This is a genomic window from Micromonospora sp. B9E7, from assembly GCF_039871815.1.
Taxonomy (GTDB): domain Bacteria; phylum Actinomycetota; class Actinomycetes; order Mycobacteriales; family Micromonosporaceae; genus Micromonospora.
The window spans coordinates 57,527-81,821 of the sequence record NZ_JBDPLX010000014.1 but is presented as its reverse complement, the minus strand read 5'-3'; the positions used below and the strand labels follow the sequence as shown (position 1 = coordinate 81,821).

20 protein-coding genes are annotated in these 24,295 nt (G+C 69.6%); 13 read left to right on the top strand and 7 right to left on the bottom strand.

All coding sequences use genetic code 11. The annotated features are described in order from the left end of the window. Positions 1 to 108 precede the first annotated feature (108 nt). Positions 109 to 2,286, bottom strand: a complete 2,178-nt coding sequence (locus ABGB10_RS21935; protein WP_347662767.1) for a UvrD-helicase domain-containing protein — start codon at positions 2,284 to 2,286, stop codon at positions 109 to 111. Positions 2,287 to 2,619: 333 nt separating this feature from the next. On the opposite strand from ABGB10_RS21935, the gene ABGB10_RS21930 reads away from it, so the two are divergent. After that, a complete protein-coding gene (locus ABGB10_RS21930; protein WP_347662766.1) occupies positions 2,620 to 3,279 on the top strand; it encodes an MSMEG_1061 family FMN-dependent PPOX-type flavoprotein in 660 nt (219 codons plus the stop codon). Positions 3,280 to 3,452: 173 nt separating this feature from the next. Here ABGB10_RS21930 and ABGB10_RS21925 read toward each other — a convergent pair whose 3' ends face one another. The 3 genes from ABGB10_RS21925 to ABGB10_RS21915 form a co-directional block, all read right to left on the bottom strand. After that, complete coding sequence (locus ABGB10_RS21925; RefSeq protein ID WP_347662765.1) at positions 3,453 to 5,774, bottom strand: trypsin-like serine protease; 2,322 nt, start codon at positions 5,772 to 5,774, stop codon at positions 3,453 to 3,455. Between the two features lie 154 nt (positions 5,775 to 5,928). Beyond that, the gene (locus ABGB10_RS21920) at positions 5,929 to 6,669 is read right to left on the bottom strand and encodes a class I SAM-dependent methyltransferase (RefSeq protein WP_347662764.1); all 741 of its coding nucleotides are present in this window, start codon (positions 6,667 to 6,669) and stop codon (positions 5,929 to 5,931) included. A 72-nt stretch (positions 6,670 to 6,741) separates the two neighbouring features. Beyond that, positions 6,742 to 8,589: a glycoside hydrolase family 15 protein gene (locus ABGB10_RS21915; protein ID WP_347662763.1), complete on the bottom strand. Its 1,848-nt coding sequence runs from the start codon at positions 8,587 to 8,589 to the stop codon at positions 6,742 to 6,744. 253 nt (positions 8,590 to 8,842) lie between these two features. On the opposite strand from ABGB10_RS21915, the gene ABGB10_RS21910 reads away from it, so the two are divergent. Then, positions 8,843 to 10,036 (top strand): low temperature requirement protein A, encoded by a 1,194-nt coding sequence (locus ABGB10_RS21910; RefSeq protein WP_347662761.1) that lies wholly within the window; start codon positions 8,843 to 8,845, stop codon positions 10,034 to 10,036. Positions 10,037 to 10,115: 79 nt separating this feature from the next. On the opposite strand, the gene ABGB10_RS21905 is transcribed toward ABGB10_RS21910, so the two are convergent. Then, complete coding sequence (locus ABGB10_RS21905; protein WP_347662760.1) at positions 10,116 to 11,156, bottom strand: LacI family DNA-binding transcriptional regulator; 1,041 nt, start codon at positions 11,154 to 11,156, stop codon at positions 10,116 to 10,118. A 659-nt stretch (positions 11,157 to 11,815) separates the two neighbouring features. On the opposite strand from ABGB10_RS21905, the gene ABGB10_RS21900 reads away from it, so the two are divergent. Then, positions 11,816 to 13,519: a cellulose binding domain-containing protein gene (locus tag ABGB10_RS21900; RefSeq protein ID WP_347662759.1), complete on the top strand. Its 1,704-nt coding sequence runs from the start codon at positions 11,816 to 11,818 to the stop codon at positions 13,517 to 13,519. 149 nt (positions 13,520 to 13,668) lie between these two features. Here ABGB10_RS21900 and ABGB10_RS21895 read toward each other — a convergent pair whose 3' ends face one another. Then, the gene (locus ABGB10_RS21895; protein ID WP_347662758.1) at positions 13,669 to 14,223 is read right to left on the bottom strand and encodes a hypothetical protein; all 555 of its coding nucleotides are present in this window, start codon (positions 14,221 to 14,223) and stop codon (positions 13,669 to 13,671) included. 505 nt (positions 14,224 to 14,728) lie between these two features. On the opposite strand from ABGB10_RS21895, the gene ABGB10_RS21890 reads away from it, so the two are divergent. The 10 genes from ABGB10_RS21890 (at position 14,729) to ABGB10_RS21845 (ending at position 23,483) form a co-directional block, all read left to right on the top strand. After that, a complete protein-coding gene (locus tag ABGB10_RS21890) occupies positions 14,729 to 15,505 on the top strand; it encodes a hypothetical protein (RefSeq protein WP_347662757.1) in 777 nt (258 codons plus the stop codon). Between the two features lie 510 nt (positions 15,506 to 16,015). Then, positions 16,016 to 16,345, top strand: coding sequence for a TraR/DksA C4-type zinc finger protein (locus tag ABGB10_RS21885; RefSeq protein ID WP_347662756.1), 330 nt, complete (start codon positions 16,016 to 16,018; stop codon positions 16,343 to 16,345). A gap of 196 nt (positions 16,346 to 16,541) precedes the next feature. Then, positions 16,542 to 17,585, top strand: coding sequence for an aromatic ring-hydroxylating dioxygenase subunit alpha (locus ABGB10_RS21880; protein ID WP_347662755.1), 1,044 nt, complete (start codon positions 16,542 to 16,544; stop codon positions 17,583 to 17,585). Continuing rightward, on the top strand, positions 17,582 to 17,788 hold the full coding sequence (locus ABGB10_RS21875; RefSeq protein WP_347662754.1) for a hypothetical protein: 207 nt from the start codon (positions 17,582 to 17,584) through the stop codon (positions 17,786 to 17,788). Before ABGB10_RS21880 ends, ABGB10_RS21875 begins: the two co-directional genes overlap by 4 nt. Continuing rightward, a complete protein-coding gene (locus ABGB10_RS21870) occupies positions 17,785 to 18,738 on the top strand; it encodes a PDR/VanB family oxidoreductase (protein ID WP_347662752.1) in 954 nt (317 codons plus the stop codon). The genes ABGB10_RS21875 and ABGB10_RS21870 overlap by 4 nt, the downstream gene beginning before the upstream one ends. A gap of 30 nt (positions 18,739 to 18,768) precedes the next feature. Beyond that, a complete protein-coding gene (locus ABGB10_RS21865) occupies positions 18,769 to 19,524 on the top strand; it encodes an IclR family transcriptional regulator (RefSeq protein WP_347662750.1) in 756 nt (251 codons plus the stop codon). Between the two features lie 76 nt (positions 19,525 to 19,600). Beyond that, positions 19,601 to 20,527, top strand: coding sequence for an SDR family NAD(P)-dependent oxidoreductase (locus tag ABGB10_RS21860; protein WP_347662749.1), 927 nt, complete (start codon positions 19,601 to 19,603; stop codon positions 20,525 to 20,527). Positions 20,528 to 20,549: 22 nt separating this feature from the next. Continuing rightward, positions 20,550 to 21,428 (top strand): amidohydrolase family protein, encoded by an 879-nt coding sequence (locus tag ABGB10_RS21855; RefSeq protein ID WP_347662748.1) that lies wholly within the window; start codon positions 20,550 to 20,552, stop codon positions 21,426 to 21,428. Between the two features lie 17 nt (positions 21,429 to 21,445). Next, on the top strand, positions 21,446 to 21,898 hold the full coding sequence (locus tag ABGB10_RS21850; protein ID WP_347662747.1) for a MaoC family dehydratase: 453 nt from the start codon (positions 21,446 to 21,448) through the stop codon (positions 21,896 to 21,898). A 58-nt stretch (positions 21,899 to 21,956) separates the two neighbouring features. Further along, positions 21,957 to 23,483 carry a long-chain fatty acid--CoA ligase gene (locus ABGB10_RS21845; RefSeq protein WP_347662746.1) on the top strand — a complete coding sequence of 509 codons (1,527 nt, stop codon included), beginning with the start codon at positions 21,957 to 21,959 and terminating at the stop codon, positions 23,481 to 23,483. Here the strand turns inward: ABGB10_RS21845 and ABGB10_RS21840 are convergent. Then, positions 23,407 to 24,294, bottom strand: coding sequence for a PaaX family transcriptional regulator C-terminal domain-containing protein (locus tag ABGB10_RS21840; protein WP_347662745.1), 888 nt, complete (start codon positions 24,292 to 24,294; stop codon positions 23,407 to 23,409). The genes ABGB10_RS21845 and ABGB10_RS21840 overlap by 77 nt on opposite strands. Position 24,295 lies beyond the last annotated feature (1 nt).

Genomic DNA, 24,295 nt, shown 5'->3' with positions numbered 1-24,295 from the left:
GTCGGTGGAGACGAGGTGGAGCAGCGGCGCGCCCGCGAATGCGGCGGCCCGCTCACAGAGCCGGCGGCGATGGCAGGCCCCCGCGTCCCTCGACATCCGGAGACGTTGCTAGTGCCGCGGGAGTATCAGCTGCCCGAGTTCCTGGGTGCACCGGGTGAGCGCGACGTAGAGGCCGTTCCAACCGCGCGGCTCGGCGGCGATGCCGTGGGGGTCGATCAGTAGCGTCGCGTCCCATTCCAATCCCTTGGACTGGGCCGCGGTGAGCACTGGTACATCAGTCAGCACGGTCAGGAGTTCGGTGACGCGGTCGGCGGGGGCGACGACGCCGACCGTGCCGCCCTGCCAGCGTTGCCGCAGCTGTCGCACAGCTTTGGTGGCGGCGTCGGCAAGCTCGGCGGATGTGACCGTGAGCTCCCAGGGGGTGATGCCCGAGGAACGTACCGCCCGTGGCGGCGTGTTGTGGCTGCCAGCCTTCTTCAGGACCGGTCCGGTGAGTTCCATGACCTCACGCGGGGTCCGATAGCAGATGGTCAGTTCCGCGGCGGTCCAGCGGTCTCCGAAAGCAGCCTGCACCGCCTGTGCCCAGCTGGTGTGCCGGTGCGCTGCCTCGGCCTGGTCGATGTCGCCGACCGCGGTGATGGATCGACTGGGGCAGCGCCGTAGGACCATCTGCCACTGCATCTCGGACAGCTCCTGCGCCTCGTCGATGACGACGTGGCCGTACACCCAGCCGCGCTGTCGGCGAGCGCGGTCGGCGACGAACTCGCCCTGTGGTTGCGGGGCGTCGACCTCGCCGAGAAGGTCGGCGAGGGCGTCGAGCAGGGGAATGTCGCTCGATGCCCACGGCGCCGGCTCGGCCGAGACAGCGGTGATCTGCTCCGGGGACAGTTGCGGTGCGAACCGGGCCAGCAGGGTGCGGTCGGTCAGGAAATCGTGCAGCAGGGTCTCGGCGTCGAGGGTGGGCCACCATGCCTCGATGTACCGGGCGATGGTGGCGTTCCCGGCGATACGGTCACGGAGGTGTTCGACCTCCTCCTCGGAGAGCAATCCGTCGATATCGCTGCCAGTGGACGTCCGGCCGGAGTGGTGGTCATTCCGCATGTCCTTGTCGACGCGGGCGAGGATGTCCTCGAAACCCTCCTCCATCGCGTTCATCAGCGCCTCGCGCTGCTCGACGACGACTTCGGCAAGAAGGTGGTGCAACTGCTCGGCGAACGCCGCGCGGGCGCGGTGGTACGCGCGTCCCTGCACCGCCGAGGCGAGGGCCTGCGCCACTGTCTCGGCTGTGATGACGTAGAACTCGCCCTCCCAGCGCAACTTCAGCTCGCGGGCCCGGGGGAGCAACGACATGACGTAGCGCTCAAGGGCGAGTTGCCAGAGGGCGCGGCCCTTGATCTCGGCGAGCAACCGGCTCTCGTCGCGGCCCACCCGGATCCCGCGCAGCAGGGTGTCGCAGGTCGCCGAGACGACGGCGGTCTCACCGAGCGCGGGTAGCACCTGGGCGATGTACTGGAGGAACCGCGGCGAGGGCCCGAGGACCAGGACCGCTTGGTCGGCCATCTTCCGGTGGGTGAACAGCAGGTACGCGACGCGGTGCAGAGCAACAACTGTCTTACCGGTGCCGGGACCGCCCTGAACGATCAGCGGACCGGTCGCCTCGGCCCGGACGATCTCGTCCTGTTCGCGTTGCAGCGTGGAAATCGCCGTCGACATGCGGCCGGTGCGCCGCTGGCCGAGGGCGGCAAGTAACGCGCCCTCACCGACGAGTTCCCCCGTCATCGTCCCGTCCAACGGCTCGTCGTCCACGCCGACGACGGTCGATCCCCTCGTGCGGATGTGCCGGCGACGGGCCTGACCTTGCGGGTCGACAGCGGTCGCGGTGTAGAACGGCCGAGCCGCGGGAGCGCGCCAGTCGAGCAGCAGTGGGTCACTGTCCTCGCTGTCGTCGCGGAGACCGACCCGGCCCACGTGTCGCACGGTGCCGTCAAGACCGTCGAGGCGGCCGAAGACCAGCCCTTCCCGTGCGCGCCGCAGCTCGTCGTACTGCTGGCGGAGCATGCGCTGCCGCGCCCGTTCCAACGCGTCCAGGGCCTCGGCGGAAAGCTCGGCCTGTAGGTGGTCGGCCAGTCTGTCGCGCCGTGCCGTGGCCACGTCGAGAAACGCCTGCTCCTCAGCGACCGCAGTTCTGTGCGCGACGCCTTCTGCGGTAGAGGTCGGTGGTTCGCCGACCGGTGTCACTCCGCTGACCCCAGCATTGCCGTTGTTCAGGGCAGACTCCCGGCGCATTCGCAAGTCCTTGCATTCGTGTCCTCCCGGCCCGGATGAGCCGCAGCGCATTCGGCGGCAAGCATAGAAGTGGTTTCCCTCGCCGGCCAGGAACTCCGCCGACAGAGATCGGAATCTCAATTCCTTGCGGTTCCGTGTCGCTTGTGGCCGCAATCAATCGCTATTTTCTTATTGACAGGGCGGTCCTTATCTGATCTGCGAGCGAGGGTTGGAGGGGCGGCGGTGAGCCTGCTTCATCCCGGGCGGCTGAAGCGACCTCCGGCGGTTACCGCTGGTGGAGCATCGGTGTTCTCGGGACGTCCTCGGCCGAGTCGTTCCATTAGTGTCGGCGGTATGACGTCAGCCCCTGCCACCAGTGCCTTCGACTCGCTGCGTCACGATGCTGTGCGCGACCACGAGACGCTGCGCCGGGCCTACGAACTCCCCAGCGACGTGGCCGTGCGCAAGCAGATGACCGAGCTCACCGAGCAGACCCGGCGGTTGATCGGCTGCTCGTCGCTGGTCCTGGTCGCCAGCGTGGACGCCGAGGGCAACTGTGACGTCTCCCCGCGTGGTGGCCCCGCCGGGTTCGTCGCCGTCCTGGACGCACGGACGGTGGTGATACCGGACGCGACCGGCAACAAGCGTCTGGACAGCCTGCAGAACGTCGTGACCACCGGGCGGGCCGGGCTGCTGTTCATCATCCCGGGGCGCACCACGACGCTCAGGGTGAACGGCCGGGCCTGCGTATCCACTCGTCCCGACCTGCTGTCGCAGCTCACCGCCGTGGGCAAGCCACCGGCCAGCGCGTTGGTGGTGGGGATCGAGGAGGTCTACCCGCACTGCCCCAAGGCGCTGCTGCGCGGTGGGGCCTGGAAGCCGGAGCAGTGGCTGCCGGCGGACGCCCAGCCGACCTCCGCCGAGGTGACGTTGGCTCAGCTGCGCATGCCGGAACTGACGATCGCCGACATCGAGCAGTCGGAGGCCGACTCGCTCAAGTACCGGTACGAGTGAAGGTCAGCCAGGCGGCACGTACCCGGTCGTGCAAGGTCGGGGTATTCATCCAGGAGGTGTTCGACGTAGGTCCGGGTCAGCGGCAGTAGCGTGAACATGCGGACCCGCAGATCGATCAGCGACAGCTGGATGAGGGCAGCGGTCTGGTCTGTGAGTCGGACAGCCTGTGCCGTTCAGGAGATCGGCCCGAACTCGGTCGGGTCGCCCCACACCTGGCCGCCAGTGGGGGTGCCGGGGTAGACCCAGACCTGTCCCGTCGCCGCGTCGCCCGCGACCAGGTCGTCGTAGCCGTCCTGATCGAAGCGGAGGGAGGCGAGCTCGTTCCGGCCCGCCCAGCCCCCGCCGAAGACCTCGACCCTGCTGGCGAAGGAGCCGCCTCCAGCGGCGCCGGGGAAGAGCCACACCTTCCCGGTGGCCTTCTCCACGGCCATCAGGTCGTCGTACGCGTCCCGGTTGAACCGGCCACGCACCACCGCGCCGAGGGCGTTCCAGTCGCCGGAGTCGATGATGCTGCTCGCACCCCAACTGCTGCCGGCAGCGGTGCCCGGGTAGAGGCGCAGCTTCCCGGTGGTCTTCTCCACGGCCACCACGTCGTCGTACGCGTCGGCGTTGAAGCGGCCCGCGGTCAGCCGCTCCAGGCCCAGCCAGTTGAAGCCGACCGGCGTCGTGCCACGACTGCCCCAGAAGGTGCCGGCCGCCGTGCCCGGGTAGAGCCACAGGCTGCCCGTGCTCACCTCCATGGCGAGCAGGTCGTCGTAGTCGTCCCGGTTGAACCGGCCGACCGTGAGATCCCGGTAGCCGTTCCAGCCCGAGCCGACGGCGATTCGAGCGCCCCAGGTGCCTGCGGCGGTGCCCGGGTACAGCCAGAGCCGCCCGGTGCCCTTCTCGACACCGATCAGGTCGGCGTACTCGTCGCGGTTGAACTCGCCGGTCACCGACTCCAGCAGACCATGCGGCTGCAGGACGGGAACCCGGCCGACGGGTTGGACACGGGCGCCGAGCGTGCCGCCTGCGGCGGTGCCCGGGTACAGCCAGACCTGGTCACTCTCGACGGCGAGTAGGTCGTCGTAGCCGTCCGGGTTGAGCTTGCCGGCCGCGAGCGCGGTCAGCCCCTTGCCTCCGGTCTGAATGGTGGCCAGCTGTCCCCAGGCCGATCCACCGGTCGCGGTGCCCGGGTACATGTGGATGTCGCCGCTGCTCTTGTCCAGCGCCAGGAGGTCGTCGTAGTTGTCGCGGTTGAAACGCCCCGCGACCAGCTCGCGCTTTGTCGTCCACCCGCTGAAACCGATCTCCGTCAGCTCGCCCCACAGGGTGCCGCCGGCCGACGTGCCGGGGAACATGAGCAACTTGCCGGTGGAGAGTTGGATGCCCGCCAGGTCCTCATAGGCGTCCCTGTTGAACCGGCCGACGACCAGGTCGGTCAGGTCCTGCCAGTTGGTGCCGGCCACCAGGCGGTCTCCGAAGTCACTGCCGCCTGCGGTGCCCGGGAAGAGCCACAAGGTGTTGGTGGAGATTTCGACGCCCAGCAGATCGTCGTATGCGTCCCCGTCGAACTGGCCGGCGACGAGGTCCCGGTAGCCGCTCCAGTTGGTCTCCGGCTCGATCTGGACACGCTCGCCCCAGACCCGGTCCGTCGACGTGCCGGGATAGAGCCAGAGCTTGCCGGTGCCCGGCTCGGCAGCTACCAGGTCGTCGCGTCCGTCGCGGGTGAACTCTCCTGCGATGGTGTTGGACAGCGCGTAGGGCTGAAGGTGGAGGGTCTGCCGGAACCATTCGCCCAGGTCGTCGAGCCGGGTCTGGGTGACGCCGGTGCGGGTCTCGGTCTCGCCGAGGCAACCGTGTTGCCAGCTCGAGTTGTTGATCGCCACCAGTTCGATGTCGGCGCCTGACTCGCGGAAGGCCGGACCGCCCGCGTCGCCCTTGCAGACCGTGGCCGCGGCGGAGGTGCCGGTGACGTCCACGGTCGTCGCGCCTACCGCGCCGACGGTGAAGGTGGCGGTGTGCAGCCGATCGGGTGTCCACTCGGTCGCGGTGCGGCCGAAGCCGGTGACCCGCAGCGTTTCCGCCGATGTGGGCGGTGTGCCAGACCAGCGAACCGGCGTGACGTCGGTGACCGGCGCGGACAGTTCCGCGAGCAGGACGTTGCGGGTCGGGTGCGGAACCAGGGTGGTGACCGCCAGACGATGCCCTGCGGCGCCAGCGAGGTTCGTCCGACCCACCACGGCGCTCGTGGGGCGGCTCGGCGCACCCTCGGCGACCGGCGCTGTTCCGTCGGTGAAGCAGGTCTTCGCGGTGACGATCCACCGGCTGGCGACGAGAGCACCGGTGCAGCTGTGCAGGCTCCCGAACGTCACCTTGGCGGTGAACGGATAGCCGCCGTCCGGAACATCCTGGCCGCCCGAGACTGCGGATGCGCCACTGCCGGCGAGCACCCCTGCGGCCAGCCCAGCCGCCGCCAAGATGCCGCCCCAGGTGCGTGCAGGCCTACTGAACAAGATGATCCCCCGTCATCCAGATGGCCGACCCGACGTCGGGCTGGTGGTCGAAGGCTATCCATGTCTGCAGGGTGGGCGAGACCCGTGAGAATAAGTCGGGCGAATCGCCGGGCGTCGGTCGCCGCGGTCCGGAACGAGGGCTAAGCCGTGAAGTTCACCCCTCGCTGGGGCTACGACGCGGCTGACCGCACGTGCTCACGAGCGAGAACACGATGAAGGCGGGACTGGCGGACAGTCGTTCCGCGACATCCGGGTAGCGATCGCGCATCTGTGCTGTCGGTCGTGGTTCGTGCACCCGCTCGATGAGGAAACCACCCGCGCGGAACTCGTCACACGTGACGTCCAGCGGTTGACGCCAGTAGGCCACGTCCCACCCCTTGTTCCAGCGTTCCTGCACCCTCTCCACGGTGAAGTAGCTCCCGCCCAGACGGCGCCAGTCGTCCATGGGGTGATGTGTGGACACGACGAGCCGGCCGCCTGGCCGCAGCAGACGGGCGATCTCCCGCAGAGCACCGACCCGATCGTCGACGTGAGGCAGCACCAACGGCATCACGGCCACGTCGAACTCCCCATCGGTGGCCCACGACATCGGGGTGTTGAGATCGTGATGACGGAACTCGACCGGCCCGCGAACCCGCTCACCTGCCAACCGCACCATCGCGGCGCTGGCATCGACGCCGACGACCCGACGGGCGCCCTGGGCCACCAGACTCTCGGCATACAGCCCCGGCCCGCAGCCCACGTCGAGCACCGCGAGGTCACGCACGGAGCCCAGGACGGCCAGCACCGCGGGCCGATCGTAATAGGCGTTGTACGCGCCATCACGGGCGTGCTCGAGGAACTCCTCGGCGAAGGCGTCGTACATGCTGACGTCCGACTGCGAATTCTCCCTCACCGAGCCATGCCTACCAGCGCTGGTGCCGCTTGTCGCTCGCGCAGGGCAGCTGGGCCCACGCTACGGTCCGACCTACCGGCGGCGTCGGGCGTCGGCCTCGGTGTCGAGCAGGTCGTTGAGGGTCAGCGCCGAGTTGATCAGCGAGAGGTGGCTGAAGGCCTGGGGGTAGTTGCCGATCTGCTCGCCGGTCGACGCGATCTCCTCGGCGTACAGGCCCAGGTGGTTGCTGAAGGTGAACATCTTCTCGAACGTGAGTCGGGCGTCGTCGAGGCGGCCGGAACGGGCCAGCGCCTCGACGTACCAGAAGGTGCACATGTTGAAGGTGCCCTCGTGGCCGGGGAGACCGTCGGGGGAGTGGACCGGGTCGTACCGGTGGACCAGGCTGTCGGAGACGAGTTCGCGCTCGATCGCGGCCAACGTGGACTGCCACAGTGGGTCGCTCGGCGTGACGAAACCGACCGCCGGCATGGCGAGCAACGCCGCGTCCAGCACGCTCTCGTCGTACGCCTGCACGAAGGTGCCGCGACCCCTGTCGTACCCGCGTTCCATGACCTGGTTGTAGATGCGGTTGCGTTGCTCGGTCCAGCTGGTGGTGTCTCCGGGTCGGCCGGTCCGAGTAGCCAGGCGGACCGCCCGGTCCAGCGCGACCCAGGACATCACCCGACCAAAGGTGTAGTTGCGGGGGTGGTGGCGGCTCTCCCAGATGCCGGCGTCGGCCCGGTCCCAGTGGTGGCAGAGCCAGTCGACAAGCCGGACGGTGCTCTTCCACACCTGGTGTGAGACGCGGATGCCCTGCTCGTCGGCGAGGTGCATGGCGTAGAGCGCCTCGCCGTGGATGTCGAGCTGGAGTTGGTCGGCGGCGCCGTTGCCGATGCGCACAGGCCGTGAGCCGCGGTAGCCCTCCAGGTGATCGAGGGTCTCCTCGTGCAGGTCGGACGAGCCGTCCACCCGGTACATGATCTTCAGGGGGTCCTGGAGGTCGCCGGCTTCGCGGATCCGCTCGTCCAGCCAGTCCATGTACCGGCTGACCTCCTCGGTGAAGCCGAGGCCGAGCAGCGCGTGCACCGAGAACGACGTGTCGCGCACCCACGTGTAGCGGTAGTCCCAGTTGCGGGTTCCGCCCACCAGTTCGGGCAGCGCGGCGGTGGGTGCGGCGATCATCGCGCCGGTCGGGGCGTACGTCATGAGCTTCAACGTGATGGCGGAGCGCTCGACCATCTCCCGCCAACGGCCGGTGTAGCGCGAGCGTTCGAGCCAGCGTCGCCAGTAGTCCCGGGTCCACTCGAACATGGCCTGGACCTCTTCCGGCGCGAAGATCCGCGGCTCGGCGCCGGCCGTCTCCAGCACCACGCCCCCGGTGTCGCCCTGGTGCAGGGTGCCGTACGCGACCAGGTCGCCGTCATCGAGACGGATGTCGCCGCGTTCGGAGATCAGCTGCCGGACCGGGTCGATCGGGTTGAACGTCAGGCTCGCCGACCGGCTGCGGAAGACGTAACCGTTGCGGTGGGTCTCCAACTGGTGCTCTTCGCGGGCGTAGTCGAACCGGGGCCGGCACTCGACCTTGAAGCGCATGCTGCCGCGGACCATGGTGACGAGGCGGACCAGGCGGTGCGCGTCGGTGGCCCGCTCGCCGGTGACCGGCATGAAGTCCATCACCTCCGCCACGCCGTCCGCGCTGATGAACCGGGTGATCAGGATGGGTGTGCCGGGAAGGTAGAGCTGCTTGGTGACGTACCGAACGTCGCACGGCGCGATCCGGAAGTAGCCGCCCTTGTCCTTGTCGAGCAGCGCGGCGAAGATGCTCGGCGAGTCGAAGCGCGGCGCGCAGAACCAGTCGACCGTCCCGTCACAGGTCACCAGCGCGGCGGTCTGCAGGTCGCCGATGAGCCCGTGATCCTCGATCGCCGGATAGCTGTCCACGTCTCTCCCCGGTTCGGCGGCGTCCTGCGCATCGAACCTAGGGGAGAAGTTGTCGGGTTAGGTGTGTTTCACGTTCCGCCACCCTGTCGCGTACCCCGACGGGTCTCGACCTCCTCCCGACCAGGCCCGCTCGTCGGTCCGGCTGCTCAACTGGGTGAAAGACGCGGTTGCTCGCGGTAACGACCTCGGCAAAACATCAGGAATGGTATCAATTCTCGGACGATGAACGAAGCTGGCAGGATCGGGCGGCCGTATGTCAACGAAGGCGGCAGCGCTGCTTCGTAAGCCAGGGCAACCGGAGCGGCCGAACCTCCTGGAGCTCTTCTTCGACCTGGTGTTCGTCTTCGCCCTGAACCGGGTCTCCCACCGGCTGGTGGAGGATTTCACCGAACGGCGGACGGTCCTCGCCGACGCCGGCGAGACGCTGCTGTTGCTGCTGGCGTTCCTCATTCTCTGGTTCGTCACGGCGTGGGTCACCGATATCTACGACCTGCAGACGCCGCAGGTTCAGGGGATGGTCTACGCGGCCATGCTCGGTGCCATGACGATGGCGGTCGCGGTGCCCCGGGCGTTCGGCGACGGGAGCCTGGCGTTCGCCGGCGCGTACGTCGCGGTCCACATCGTCCGCGGCCTCATCTTCGTGCCGGCGCTGCGCGGTCACGAAGCGCAACGCCGCGCCGCCGGGGTGCTCCTCTGGTTCTCGCTGTCCGGCGTGCCGTGGATCGCTGGCGCGATCCTGCCGGACCCGGCGCGCGGCCTGCTGTGGGCGCTCGCGATCGCCATCGACGGCACCGCACTTCTGCTCTTCTACCCCGCGCCGTGGACCCTGCGTACACCACAACAGTGGCCCGTGTCCGCCGAGTACATCTCCGAACGCTACCGGCAGTTCTTCATCATCGCGCTCGGAGAACTCATTCTGACGACCGGATCGGCCTACAGCGACTCCTCGTCCCGGGATGGTGGAGCCGCTGCGGCCTTCGCGGTCTCGTTCGTCACCACGGTGCTGCTGTTCCGCGTCTATGTCTTCAAGGCGGGCCAGCTGTTGCCCGAGGCGCTCGCCGCCGCCCGGGAACCATCCCAACTCATCCGGGAGGCGTTCATCGCGCACGTCCTCATGGTCACGGGCATCGTCGCGGTAGCCGTCGGCTACGAAATCGTGATCAGACACCCGTTCGGGCACACCGAGGCAGCCTGGACGGTCGCCATCCTCGGCGGGCCGGTCCTGTTCCTGATCGGGCGTGCTCTGGCGGAGCACACGGTGTTCGCCCGGGTCTCCCGTTCCCGGCTGATCGGCGCACTCGTGCTCGCCGGGATCGCGCCCGCCATGATCTTCGTGCCGCCGCTGGCCGTGGCCGTCGCCGCAGTTCTTGTTCTGGCCGGCATCACCTTCTCCGACATGATGCGCGCCAGAGGCAAACCCCCCGAGCAGCCGTCCGTACCCCACTGACAACAGTGAGGTGGGGCGCGGGGCACGGTTGGTGGTTGCACCCGAGGAGGCAACGCAAGGCGGGGTCGCGCGACCAGCGTCATCGGGCAGCTGGCGGCGCGGTGCTGCCACGGACGACGAGGGTGGTGCCGAGTTCGTACCGTTCCTGCGCCAGGCGACCGCCGTCGACCAGGGCCAGGGCGAGCCGAGCGGCCGTGGCGCCGATCTCGCCGAAGGGCTGTCGGATGGTGGTCAGGGGCGGGGACAGCCAGGCCGCCTGATCGACGTCGTCGAATCCCACGACGCTGAGGTCCTCCGGGATCCGCAGGCTGCACTTCTTCGCCGCGGTGTAGACGCCCAGTGCCTGCAGGTCGTTGCCGCAGACGACCGCGGTCGGCGGTGCGTCCTGGGTGAACAACTCGGTGCCGAGTTCGTGGCCGTCGTCGAAGCTGAAGATGCCGCGTCGCTCGAGGGTCTCGTCGAACGGAACGTCGGCGTAGTCCAGAGCGGCGCGGAAGCCGTCCAGGCGAGCCCGCGCGGACAGGTCGTTGACCGGCCCGGTGATCACACCGATCCGCCGGTGGCCGAGGTCGAGAAGGTGCCGGGTGGCGGCGAGTGCGCCACTCCAGTTGTTGGCCCCGACGGCCGGCGTGGGGGACAGGTCACCGGTCGGATCGATGGCGACCAGCGGTATGCCGCCCGCGGCGAACCGCTTACCGTCATCGGCGGTGATGAGGGAGAACGCGGTGATGACGGCGGCCGGCTGGCGCAGGAGCAACGGCTCCACCCACGGTTGGCCTGCCAGTATGCGTCGTCGGACATCGCTGAAGCCGACCGTGTAGTCCCTCGGGCCGGCGACCTCCTGCACACCGCGCATGATCTCCATGGCGATCGAGGGCAGCATCTGGTGAAAGACCACCTCGATGCAGCGAGCCGCACCGCTGGTCTGCCGTCGGCGGTAACCGTGGTCGCGCAGCAGCGCCTCCACTCGTTGCCGGGTCTGCTCGCCCACGCCACCACGGCCGTTGAGAACCTTGGAGACCGTCGGCGGGGAGACCCCGGCCAGCTCGGCGATCGTGGCGATGGGCAGGTCACCGCGCCAAGGCTTGCGGGAGTAGCGCCCCTGACCTTCCTCGATCACGAGCGAAATTCTACGGGTGGTCCATGGCCTGCTCAGCCAACTGGTAGGCCGCAGCGGCGTACCAGCCGACCTGTTGAAATGTTCACGACAACATTTCGCGCTCCAAGCGTCCCGACGTCCACCCGTGGATTGTCGGGGCGCCCAGGGTCGGGCGGGCGTTGCGTCGGTGCCGGGCTGGCCCACATCTGAACTGGTCAATTGGTTGAGCGCCGCCGTCGGCGGGCTGCTCGTTCTCGCACCGCAGGTGTCGGAGCGAGCGGACTTCGGCCTGCTGACCGTACTGCGGTTGCAGGACAAACTTTCGCGAAACCTGTCGGCGCATCTTGACGAGCGGTATATGAATCCACGAAAGTCGATGTGGGCAAGGTGGCGCTCCGGCTGGGAGCACGGGCGCCGCCGAGACATCGACGATTTCAGCGCCGGGTGCGACGGGCCGCCCCTGTTAGCGCTAACGATGATTTTCGCAACGGACCTGACCAGGGTTTCGGTTCGCCCACGTGATCGATCGACCACTGCCGGGCCCCGTCGTGACCGTCGCGGTCCCTACCGGCACCTCGCCGGCGACGTTCGGGTTCACCGCCAACGGCAGCGCGACGACACCTTCCCTCACCTGTAACCGCCTCTGATCCGGGCGGCTCCCAACACCCAGGAGAATGTCGATGAGAAGACCGAGAAAGACCAGCCTGGCACTGACGTCGGCGGGTGCCGTCCTGTTGGCATCGACCGCGGTGGCCACGGCTGTGCCAGCCGGTGCCGCAGCCGCCGGTTGTTCGGTGGACTACGGTGTGTCGTCGCAGTGGCAGGGCGGCTTCGGGGCCAACGTGACCATCACCAACCTCGGTGACGCGGTGTCGAGTTGGACGTTGACCTGGTCCTACGGCGCCGGCCAGACGGTGACGCAGGCGTGGAACGCGACGGTGACCCAGAGCGGTGCGGCGGTGACCGCGAGGAACGTCAGTTACAACGGGGGCATCCCGACCAACGGCACGGCCTCGTTCGGTTTCAACGGCTCGTGGACCGGCAGCAACCCCGCTCCGACCAGCTTCGCGTTGAACGGGGTGGCCTGCACCGGAGGGACGACGCCGACCACGCCTCCGCCGACCACACCGCCCCCGACGACTCCGCCTCCGAACGGGCCGGCGGACATCACGGTGAACAGCGCGACCAGGTACCAGACCGTCGACGGGTTCGGGGCGGCGCAGTCGATCTGGGGTAGCGCGTGGTCGACGGCCGAGACGCAGACGTTGGTCGGGATGGGCGCCAACCAGTTGGGGTTGTCCATCGTGCGGACAGGTCTCTCGCCGGTGTCGAGCGAGTGGGCGACGCACGTGAACTCGTTGAAGGCGGCGAAGTCCGCTGGATCGAACGTGAAGATCCTCGCCTCGCCGTGGACCGCACCGGCGGCGTGGAAGACCAACAACAGCCGGGTCAACGGCGGGAAGCTGAGGACCGACTACTACGACGACTACGCCAACCACCTGAACAGCTACGTCCAGTACATGCGTGGCCAGGGTGTGACCATCGACGTGACCTCGGTGCAGAACGAGCCGGACTGGCACCCGGACTACGACTCGATGGACTGGAGCGGCACCGAGCTGCGCACCTTCGTCCGCGACCAGGGCGCCAGGGTGCAGAACACCAAGCTGATGGTCGCCGAGGCGGTGAACCTGAACTACAACTTCACCGATCCGACCCTCAACGACGCGACCGCCCGCAACAACATCGGCTACATCGGCGGGCACCTGTACGGCACCGAGGAATCCGGCCGGCTGCGGCCGTACTCCCTGGCCGAGCAGCACAACAAGCCGGTCTGGATGACCGAGTGGAACCTGCACGCCGCCGACGGCGGCGGCTCCAACATCTGGGGCAACCCCGCCAACGCGGCGGTCTGGAACGAGACCCTCGACGACATCATGCGCACCGTGCACAAGTCGATGGAGGCCAACTGGAACGCCTACATCTGGTGGTACGGCAAGCGCTACTACTCCTTCATCGGTGACGGCGAGTCGGCGTTCGGCACCGTCGCGGGTGCTCCGCTCAAGCGCGGCTACGCCTTCTCCCAGTACGCCAAGTACGTGCGCCCCGGCTACCAGCGGGTCGCCCTGACGAAGAGCTCCAAGGCGTCGCCGTTGGAGGTGACGGCCTACCAGGGTGACGGGAAGATCACCCTGGTCATCCTCAACCGCTCGAACAGCGCGGTCAACAACGCCGTGATCCAGGCCCCGCAGAACGTCAGCAGGGCCGAGCACTACCTCACCTCGCAGAACGCCAACGCGGCCAGCCAGCCGACCACCGTCAACGGGGGTCAGGCCACCATCAACGTCGGCGCACGCAGCATCTCCACGCTCGTGTTCACCCTCTGAGGTCGCCCTCCGGGCGTCTCGTCAGGCGGTCGGGCTGGTGCGGTGCGGACGATCGGTCGCACTCCACCGGCCCGACCGCCCGGCACGCTCTGGCCGCCGCCAGACGGGCACCGCTGCCGCGAGCGCCGTCCCGGTGATCCGCCCGGTGGTCAGCTCAACGTGAAGGTCACGTCGTCGACGTCGAAGGCCGTGGTGCCGTTGCCGGCCACCTCGCTGGCCAGGAAGCTGGCCGTCGCGGTGCGCTCGGTGGTCGCCGTGCCGGTCGACATGGCGTACTGCCGCCACTGCGACCCGCCGTCGAAGGCCAGCGAGAACCTCGTCTTCGGGGGTATCCCGGTGACCGCCAGCCCGACGTTCAGGTAGTCGCCGCGGCTGGTCTCCGTGGTGGTGGTCCGGACCCAGAAGCGGACGGTCAGGTCGCAGTTCGCGGGCACCGTCACGGTGGTGCGCAGCAGGTCGCTGCGCGTCACGTCCAGGCCGGCGAAGGTGGCGTACGCGCGGCCGGTGCGTGCGGGCCGGGCCTCGTCGCCGAGCACGACGATGCGGGGGCCGGCGGTCCAGCCGGTGGTGCCGCGCTCGAACCCCGGATTCGCGTGGATCTGCCCGGCGCATGGCGCGTCGGCCGTTGGCCGGCCGTGCGACGCGCCGCCCGTGGCCAGGAGCAGCAGGGTCGCAGCCGAGACGGTGGTGACGAAGGCCTTCATCAGTCCTCCCCGAGGTTAAATATCCAAGACTGTCGATGTCTGAATGACCATGCGTGATGGGCCTCGGCTCGTCAAGTCCTTCCCGGCGCCAGCGGTGCCTGGAGGTCGCCGGTTACGGACAGCGTCCGAGCCGGTCGCCCGCGCCGGCATCTCCGACAAGCGTCACCGGACAGAGGCGTGTGTCGATGTTGCCGGGACGGTTGCGGGTGTGCTGGAATGGCTCGGCCGCAGCACGGGGGCAACCGTGCTGGCAACGGTCAGCACGGGAGCATCGCAGTGCCGGCAACCCGCCGCCTGGGCGGACGTACGCCGCATCGCCGGGCCGTCTCCACGACGACGGGCAGTTGTCCCGTCGTCCGTGTCCCGCCACGACCTCTGACCCGCCGGACCGTTGCGCCAGTCGGCGCACCCAGACCGGCCGCGAGGTAGGCAGCGATCGCCCTGTTCGGATAGCTGCTCCCGCCCCTGCCCGCTTGGTGGGGACCCCACGTCACGAGGGATGACCATGCGCCGTCACCTCGCGGTCTTCACCGCAGCCCTGATCCTCGGCACGACCGCCGGCAGTGTCCCGGCCGGCGCGTCGGGTGCCTCCCAGCGTTCGTGCGCCACCCGTGGCCTGCTCTTCTGCGAAGACTTCGAGCGGCTGCCGCCCGGCGGTGCCAGCACGTTGGCCTGGGGCGTCGACACCCGCAACGGCACGCTCACCGTCGAGCGCGGCCGACACGGCAACCAGGTGCTGCACATCCACACCGTCGACAACGGGCGCGCGTTCCTGCGCGTGGACGACTTCGCCGCACCCGGCAACCGCTTCTACGGCCGGATGCGACTGCGCGTCGACGCCTTCCCCACCGCCCCCGACTGGGCGCACTTCACGCTGGTGGAGGCGACCGGCACCGGCAGTTCGGAGGTCGTCCGTCCGGTCGGCGGCCAGTACGCTCCCACCGTCCCCGGAATCTTCTGGGGTGTGGGTGCCGACGGCGGCCCGACCGGGGACTGGACCAACTGGCGCGAGTCCGCCCCGGTCAGCGAGGACACCTGGCAGTGCTTCGAGTGGAAACTCGACCCGACGGACAACCGCGTCGCGGTGTGGATCGACGGCGTGGCGAACCCGGAACTGACCGCCTCCACGACCGAGCACGGGGGCAACGACGTGCCCTTCGTCCTGCCGACGGTGGACACGGTGAAGGTCGGCTGGCAGCTCTACCAGGGCGGGACCACACCCGGCGAGTTCGACCTGTGGATCGACGACATCGCTCTCTCGACCAAGCGGCTCGGCTGCTGACGTCGTTCGTCACGTTTCACCGCTGGCGATGGCCGGCCACCGCCCCGGGCTCCACCCGAGCTCGGGGCGGTCCGCGTCCCGAGGGAGCGGCGCTCCGGTGACGTCTGGAAGGCCGACCGCCCCCGGCCGGAGCCGAGACGGTCGGTCGCGGAGCGCCCCCGTCGGCCTCCTCCGCGCGTACGCCGCCCCTCGTCCCGCCGCAGGCATTGGTGTTCGGGTGATTGTCGTCCTATGGTGGAGGGCATGCCGCCGGTGACTCTCCGCTCGCCTGCCGTCACTCAGGTGGCGGCATTCGGTGCTGCCCGCGTGGCGACGGCGGCTCGCCTGACGGCTGACCTGCGGGTGCCGGTCGTCCGTGCGCCTCACATCGCGCCCACACACCGGCTGTCCAGCCCGGCGCGAACCGGCCGAGACCCTCCCGCGGAATCGTTGCATCCAGAACGACCGCCAGGGCGAAGCTATTCGAGCTTCGGCCTTTTTCTTTTTTGCACCCCTTTTGAAAGGTAGGCCATGAGCCTCGATCATCGAACTGTCGACCAGGGTTGGCTGGCTGATCTGCGAGCGGCGCTGGCGGACGATTTCGCCACACAGACGGCTCGGCTTCGGGAACTGACCGAGCTCAACGCGGACACCGGCGACCCGGGCGAGGCCCACAACCAGGCCGCGCTGCTGGCGGCCGCCCGCCGCAGCATCGAGCAGATCACCGGTGCGCTGGGCCGGATCAGCGACGGCACCTACGGCCTCTGCGAGAGGTGCCGCAAGAGCATCCCGGCCGAGCGGCTCGAGGTGCTCCCGCATGCCCGCTTCTGCGTGCCGTGCCAGGAGAAGCAGAACAGGTGACGTGCCGTGTGGCTGCCGTGCCGCTGGCGCGGCAGCCACACGCCACCGCGCCCGGGAGGCTACCGCCTGCGGCGGACCGAGGTCGGTGAGGACGAACGCTGGAGTTTTCACTCAGTGAAAGCTCCGCTCTCCACTGCGGAGACCGCACGGGATGATTCGACTCTATCGACGTTCGTCTGGCTGGAGGGTCGGTCGCATGGCATTCGCTCGTAACCAGTGGTATGTGGCGGCCTACGGCAGTGAGGTCGGACGGGACCTGCTCGCCCGCACGGTGCTCGGTGAACCGCTGGTGCTGTACCGCACCAGCGCCGGGCAGGCGGTGGCCCTCGCCGACCGGTGCGTGCACCGGCGCTACCCGCTGTCGGAGAGTCGGCTCGACGGCGACACGATCGTCTGCGGCTACCACGGCTTCACCTACGACCCGACCGGCGCGTGTGTCTTCGTACCCGGTCAGCAGCGCATCCCCCGCACCGCGCGGGTCGTCTCCTTCCCGGTGGTGGAACAGGACTCCTTCGTCTGGGTCTGGATCGGCGACCTGGACCGGGCCGATCCGGCCGCGATTCCCCGCGCGCCGTGGCTGGCGGACCCTCGGTATGCGGTGGTGCGGGGCATGGCGCCGTTGAACGCGCGGTACGGCCTGCTGGTGGACAACCTGTTGGACCTGTCCCACGAGACGTACCTGCACGGTGGCTACATCGGCACGCCGGAGGTGGCGAACACCCCGATCACCACCACCGTGGACGAGGACCGGGGCATCGTCCACGTCAGCCGGCACATGGACGACGCCGAGTGTCCGCCGTTCTACGCGCGCTCGACCGGGATCCAGGGCCGCATCACCCGCTGGCAGGACATCGAGTACCACCCGCCCTGCCTCTACCTCCTGCACAGCCGAATCGCTCCGCAGGGCGTCTATCCGCCGGTCGAGGGCGACGACAACGAGGCCTTCCACGCCGAGATCGTGTACGCGATCACCCCGTCGACCGAGCACACCACCTACGACTTCTGGGCCGTGGCGCGTGACTTCGCGATCGACGACGAGTCGGTCAGCGAGTACCTGCACGACAGCAACCACACGGTGGTGATGCAGGACGTGACGGCGCTCAACATCCTGGAGAAGGTGATCGCCGCCGAGCCGGACCGGTACCAGGAGTTGAGCATCAACATCGACACCGGGGGCCTGGCCGCCCGGCGGCTGTTGGCCCGGCTGGTCGGGTCGGGGACGGTGGGAGTGCCGCGGTGAGTTCCCACGACGGGGATCGGGTCTACCGGATCCACTGGATGCCGGGCACCGACACCCTGCGGGGGAGCTGTCACTGCGGCGCCGAGCGCCTCGCCGACGAGCCGATCGAGCTGTGGGAGTGGCTGCTGGCCCACCCGCAGGGCCACCAGGGCGCAGCCGTGCCGGCGCCCGACCAGCCGACCCGGGTGGCGATGCCAGCGTGACCGTGGACGAGCTGGCCGGTGTGGAGCTGGTGGTCACGCGCCGGGACCGGGTGGCGACGGAGGTCGTTGCGATCAGCCTGGGCCGCCCGGATGGCGGTGACCTGCCCGACTGGACGCCGGGCGCGCACATCGACCTGGAGCTGGGCACGGGACTGACCCGTCAGTACTCGCTCTGTGGCGACCCGGCCGACCGCTCGGTCCTGCGGATCGCGGTGCAACGCGAACCGGACGGGCGCGGCGGCTCCCGGCTGGCGCACGAGCGGCTCACCGTCGGCGCGACAGTCCGGGTGCGTGGGCCCCGCAACACCTTCCGGCTGGTCGCGGCCCGGCGATACCTCTTCGTCGCCGGCGGCATCGGCATCACCCCCATCGCACCGATGGTCGCCGCCGCCGACGCCGCAGGCGCCGACTGGCAGCTGGTGTACGGGGGACGCAGCCGCGCCACGATGGCCTTCGCCACCACCATGGGGGAGAGGTACGGCGACCGGGTGAGCCTGTATCCGCAGGACGAGACCGGGTTGCTCGACCTGGCCGGGTTGCTGGGCCGGCCGGCCGACGGGCTGGTCTACTGCTGCGGCCCGGAACCCCTGGTCAAGGCGGTCGAGGAGCAGTGCCGCGACTGGCCGCCCGGTTGCCTGCACGTCGAGCGCTTCACCCCGCTGGCCAGCGCCGGCGGGGAGGAGACGACAATCGAGGTCGAGCTGGTGCTCTCCGGGCGGACGGTCACCGTGCCACCGGGCACGCCGATCCTCCAGGCGGTGGAGGAGGCCGGGGTGACGGTCCTGTCGTCCTGCCGGGAGGGCACCTGCGGCACCTGTGAGACGCCGGTGCTCGACGGTATGCCGGATCACCGCGACAGCCTGCTCACCGCGCAGGAGCGGGCCGCCGGGGACACCATGATGATCTGTGTTTCCCGGGCCCGTACGCCCCGCCTCGTGCTGGAGCTGTGACCTGCCGGCGCGGGCGGGGATGATGGCGGAGTGCGCGCGCAACCGGGGCGGTCGGTGACGAGCAAGGTGCTGGCCCTGCTCGACGCGTTCAGCCCGGCCACCCCTGCGCTGACCCTGAGCGAGCTGGCCCGTCGCGCCGGGCTGCCACTGCCCACTGTGCACCGACGGGCCGCGGAGCTGGTCGAGTGGGGTGCGCTGGAGCGCGGCGACGACGGGCGGTACCGGATCGGCCTGCGGTTGTGGGAGGTGGGCTCGCTCGCACCGAGAGGTCTGGGGCTGCGGGAACTCGCCCTGCCGGTCATGGAGGACCTGTACGAGGTGACCCACGAGAACGTCCAGCTCGCCGTCCGGCAGGACCTCGAACTCGTCTTCATCGAACGGATCTCCGGGCGGCACGCGGTGCCCGTACTCACCCGGGTTGGTGGTCGCTTCGCGTTGCACGCCACCGGAGTCGGGCTGGTCCTGCTCGCCCACGCGCCTGTCGACGTGCAGGAACAGGTGCTGGCCGCGCCGTTGGAGCGGTACACCGACATGACCATCACCGATCCGCGGCGGCTCCGCCGCTGCCTCGCCGAGGTGCGCCGGGCCGGCTACGCGGTCAGCGACCGTCAGGTCACGATGGACGCCCTCTCGGTGGCCGCGCCGATCCGCGTACCGGAGGGTGTGGTGGCGGCGATCTCGCTGGTGGTCGCCCACGACCGGGCGGACCCGGTGGCGCTGGCCCCGCTGGTGCGGGCGGCGGGTCGGGCGCTCTCCCGGGCGCTGGGAAAGACTGCAGATCGTTGACGCCCGATCAAATTCTGCATTACGTTTCCGGTGCGCGTGTTACCCGGAGGTCCGGCACCGACGAGAGGGAGCACTCATGTCTCTGCACGGCAAGGTCGCCATCGTCACCGGGGCCGGGCGCGGTCTGGGCCTCGCCTACGCGCAGGAGTTGGCGCGGCGCGGTGCCGCCGTCGTGGTCAACGACGTCGACGCCGAAGCCACCGCCGACGCCGTGAGGGCGATCCAGGCGTCCGGCGGCCGGGCCGTCGCGGTGGTCGCACCGGTCGGCCCGACCGAGACCGCGAAGGAACTCGTCAGCACCGCGGTCGAGCACTTCGGACGGCTGGACATCCTCGTCACCAACGCCGGCGTCCTGCGCGACACGGTGCTGTGGAAGATGAGTGACGACGACTTCGACACCGTCATCAACGTGCACCTGCGCGGCACGTTCACCACCGTGCGCGAGGCGGTGCAGCACATGCGGCAGGCCGGTGAGGGCGGGCGGATCATCTGCGTCGGGTCACCCACCGGGCAGCGGGGCACCTTCGGCCAGACCAACTACGCGGCGGCCAAGGCAGGCATCGTCGGCATGGTCCGTACCTGGGCGCTGGAGCTCAAGCGGGCCGGCATCACCGCCAACACCGTCGTCCCGGTCGCCGCGACCGCGATGACCGCCACCGTCCCCTACTTCGCGGCGGCGGTGCGGGCCGAGGCGAACGGTGAGCCGATGCCCGCGTTCTTCCGACACGAACTGGGGTTCGGCACCGCGGACGACGTGGCCGGGCTCGTCGCCTTCCTCGGCTCCGACGCGGCGGCCTCGGTGACCGGGCAGGTGATCGGCGTCGGCGGGGACCGCCTCCAGATCTGGACCCACCCGGAGGCGGCGTTGACCGCGCACCGCGAGGGCGGCTGGACGTACGACGCGCTCGTGGACGCCTGGCCGACGACGTTCGCCGGCGCCGCGCAGAGCGTCGGCGAACGCTTCCCGAAACTCCCCGAGGAGTTCGAGCCCGCGACGTCCTGACCGCCCGACGAAGGTTGGCCCCATGTACCAGCCCGCGATCGACCTCGACACGGTCACGGCGATCGACATGCACGTGCACATCGAGGTCGACGACCACGGTCACGCCTCACTGCCCGAGCCGCTCGTGGCGGCGGCGTCGGCGTACTTCAGGACGGACGGCCCACGGCCCGCGGTCGACGCGGTGGCGCAGTACTACCGCGAGCGGAGCATGGCGGCCGTCGTCTTCACCGTGGACGCGCGTACCCAGCTGAAGCACCAGCCACTGTCGAGCACCGACATCGCCCGCGCGGCGGCCGAGCACGCCGACGTGCTCATCCCGTTCGGCTCGGTCGACCCGCGCACGGGGGGGGCCGCCCTCGAACTCGCCAGCCGGCTGATCGAGGAGGGCGTACGCGGCTTCAAGTTCCATCCCACCGTGCAGGGCTTCGACCCCAGCCACGACGAGTACGCGCCGCTGTGGGGTCTCCTGGAGCGGGCGGGCGTCCCGGCGCTGTTCCACACCGGGCAGACCGGCATCGGCGCGGGTACGCCGGGCGGCTTCGGCCTGCGGCTCGGCCTGTCGAATCCGATCCTGCTCGACCCGATCGCGGCCGACTTCCCCGACCTGCAGATCATCATGGCCCACCCGTCGGTGCCCTGGCAGGACGAGGCGTTGTCGGTGGCCACGCACAAGCACAACACCTGGATCGACCTGTCCGGCTGGAGCCCGAAGTACTTCCCGGCCGAGTTGGTGCGCCACGCCAACTCGATGCTGAGGCGACGGGTGCTCTTCGGCACCGACTACCCCCTGCTCACCCCCGACCGGTGGCTGCGCGACGTGCAAGCGACCGACCTCAAGCCGGACGTGCTCCCGGGCATCCTCAAGGACAACGCGGCCCGACTGCTGGGCCTTGCCCGGTGACGACGAGAGGAACCGCCATGACGACGACCATCACCTACGACCGGCTCGGCGACCTCGCCGGCACCGACCTCGGCCACACCGGATACCGAACGGTCACCCAGGACCAGGTGGACCTGTTCGCGGACGCCACGGACGACCACCAGTGGATCCACGTCGACCCCGAACGGGCGCAGAACGGCCCGTTCGGCGCGCCGATCGCGCACGGCTTCCTCACCCTCTCCCTGGCCGTTCCCTTCTGGACCGAGCTGTTGGAGGTCAAGGGCGTGACCACGAAGGTGAACTACGGCCTCGACAGGGTGCGCTTCCCCTCGCCGGTCGTGGTCGGGGCGCGGGTACGCATGCAGGCCACCGTCGTCGAGGTCGTCGAGGTCCGCGGTGGCTACCAGATCGCCGTCGACCAGACGATCGAGATCGAGGGCGGGACCAAGCCGGCGGTCGTCGCGCGAGGGCTGTACCGCTTCTACGCCTGAGCCCGGGGCGTCCGCCGAGCCGGGTGAGCACACCACCTCCACCACCAGGAGACTGATGATGCACCAGCACGGAATCGGCGCCTGGGTGGCCAAGCGCCGGCTCAAGTCCCCGGACAAGGTCGCCCTCATCCACGGCGACGGGTCGACGATGACGTACGGCCAGTTCGCCGACGCCACGGACCGGATCGCGGCGTTGTTGCGAGAGTGGGGCGTCGCCAAGGGTGACTCCGTCGCCTACCTGGGCGAGAACAGCCCCGAGTTCCTTCAGGTGATGTTCGGGGCGGCGCAGGTCGGGGCCGTCTTCGTGCCGGTCAACACCCGGCTCGCCGCGCCCGAGATCGCCTACGTTCTCGCGGACTGCGACGCGCGGGTGCTGATCCACGATCCGGACTTCGCGGTGCCGGTGGGCTCCGCCGCGCCGACCGCCCACACCCCGTTCGTGGTCGTCAACGGCGAGGGCACCACGGACCGGCCCGGGCTGGCCCACCTGGCGCGGGCCGCCGTCGCCGGATTCACCGACCAGGCCGACACCGCCCACCGGGATCCCGCGGCGATCGTCTACACCTCGGGTACGACCGGCCGGCCCAAGGGTGCCGTGCTGACCCACGGCAACCTCACCTGGGTGGCGCTCAACTGTGTGGTCGACTACGACGTCGTCTCCACCGATGTCGCGCTGATGATCTCGCCACTGTTCCACGTCGCCTCGCTCGGGATGGGCGCCCTGCCCGTCATCCTCAAGGGCGCCACGATGGTCATCGAGAAGGGCTTCGAGCCGGGCCGCGCGCTCGCGCAGATCGAGCGGCACGGGGTCACCATGCTCAGCGGTGTGCCGACCACCTACCAGTTGATGGCCGACCATCCCGCCTGGGAGTCGACCGACCTGTCCACGCTGACGAAGCTCACCTGCGGAGGTTCGGCGGTGCCCGCTCGCATCCTCAACGCGTACGAGGCGCGGGGTCTGTCGTTCTCACAGGGTTACGGCATGACCGAGGCCGCGCCGGGCGCGACCGCGCTGCCCCCGACGATGACCCGCGCCAAGCAGGGCAGTGTCGGTCTGCCGCACTTCTTCACCGACGTGCGGATCACCGATGCGACAGGTGTCGTGCTGCCCACCGGCGCTGTCGGCGAGATCGAGGTGGCCGGTCCCAACGTCTTCCCCGGTTACCACGGGCTCCCGGAGGCGACCACCGAGGCGTTCACCGCCGACGGGTGGTTCCGCTCCGGCGACCTCGGCCACCTGGACGCCGACGGCTACCTCTACATCTCCGGTCGCCTCAAGGACATGATCATATCGGGGGGCGAGAACATCTACCCGCTCGAACTCGAACAGCTCCTCACCGAGATCGACGGGGTGACCTCGGCGGCGGTCATCGGCGTACCGGACGAGCGTTGGGGAGAGGTGCCGTGGGCGATCGTGACCGTACGGGAGGGGGCATCGGTGGACACCGCCACCGTCCGGACGTGCCTCGACGGCAGGATCGCGCGCTACAAGATCCCGAAGAACGTCGTCATCGTGGACGAGCTGCCGCGGACGGCGTCGGGGAAGGTGCGGAAGGCCGATCTGCGGACCCGTTTCGGCGCCTAGTCACGGGCCCGGCCGCGACGAGTGCGGCGAACTCCGCCGTCGACGCCGCGGCCAGCTTCTCGTGCACCCGACGGTAGGTCTCCACCGATCTCGCGGCGGGCCACTCCGCGTCCATGAACTCGGCCGGCAGCCTCGGGTCGGCGCGCAGCAGCGCGAGCCAGTCCGCCACGAGCATCGTCCGTACGGTCAGGGCGCTCGACACCATCGCTGTCGCGGACGGGTCGTCCCACACCTCGATGAAGGCGAGGTGCGCGCGCCGGATCGCCTCGATGTCCCACGCCGCGCGTACGCTCTCGCCGATCGGAAACCCGGCGAGTTCACGGGCGTGGAAGGCGACCACGGTGTTGGGCGCGAGATCCTGCCGCAGCGGCTCCAACGATCCGGCGAGGTCGACCTCGCCGGGCGCGAGCCAGAGCCCGTCCCGGATCGGCGCGAAGCCCTCCCAGGTGAGGATCGAACGCAGTCGGTGCCGCAGCGTCCGCTGACCCTCCGGGATGGAGAAGGTGACGAGCGTCCACCCGCTGCCCTGCGGGTCGAACGGCCGCGGCCCGCGAACGCGGGACTTCGCCTCGCGCAGCACCGCCACGCCGTGCTCGGTCAGCGAGAACAAGGTCTCCCGGCCACTCCTGCTGCGGGCCAGGATGCCGCTGTGCACGAGGCGGTCGAGGGTCGCGCGGGTGGCCGGCGCGGCGACGTCGGCGCCCTCCAGCACGGTGATCAGGACGCTCGCCCGGATCGGGCCGGTGGCGCCGTCGACGACATGCTCGCCGAAGAAGGCGAGCAACAACTGCTTCGGCTGACGACTACCCACA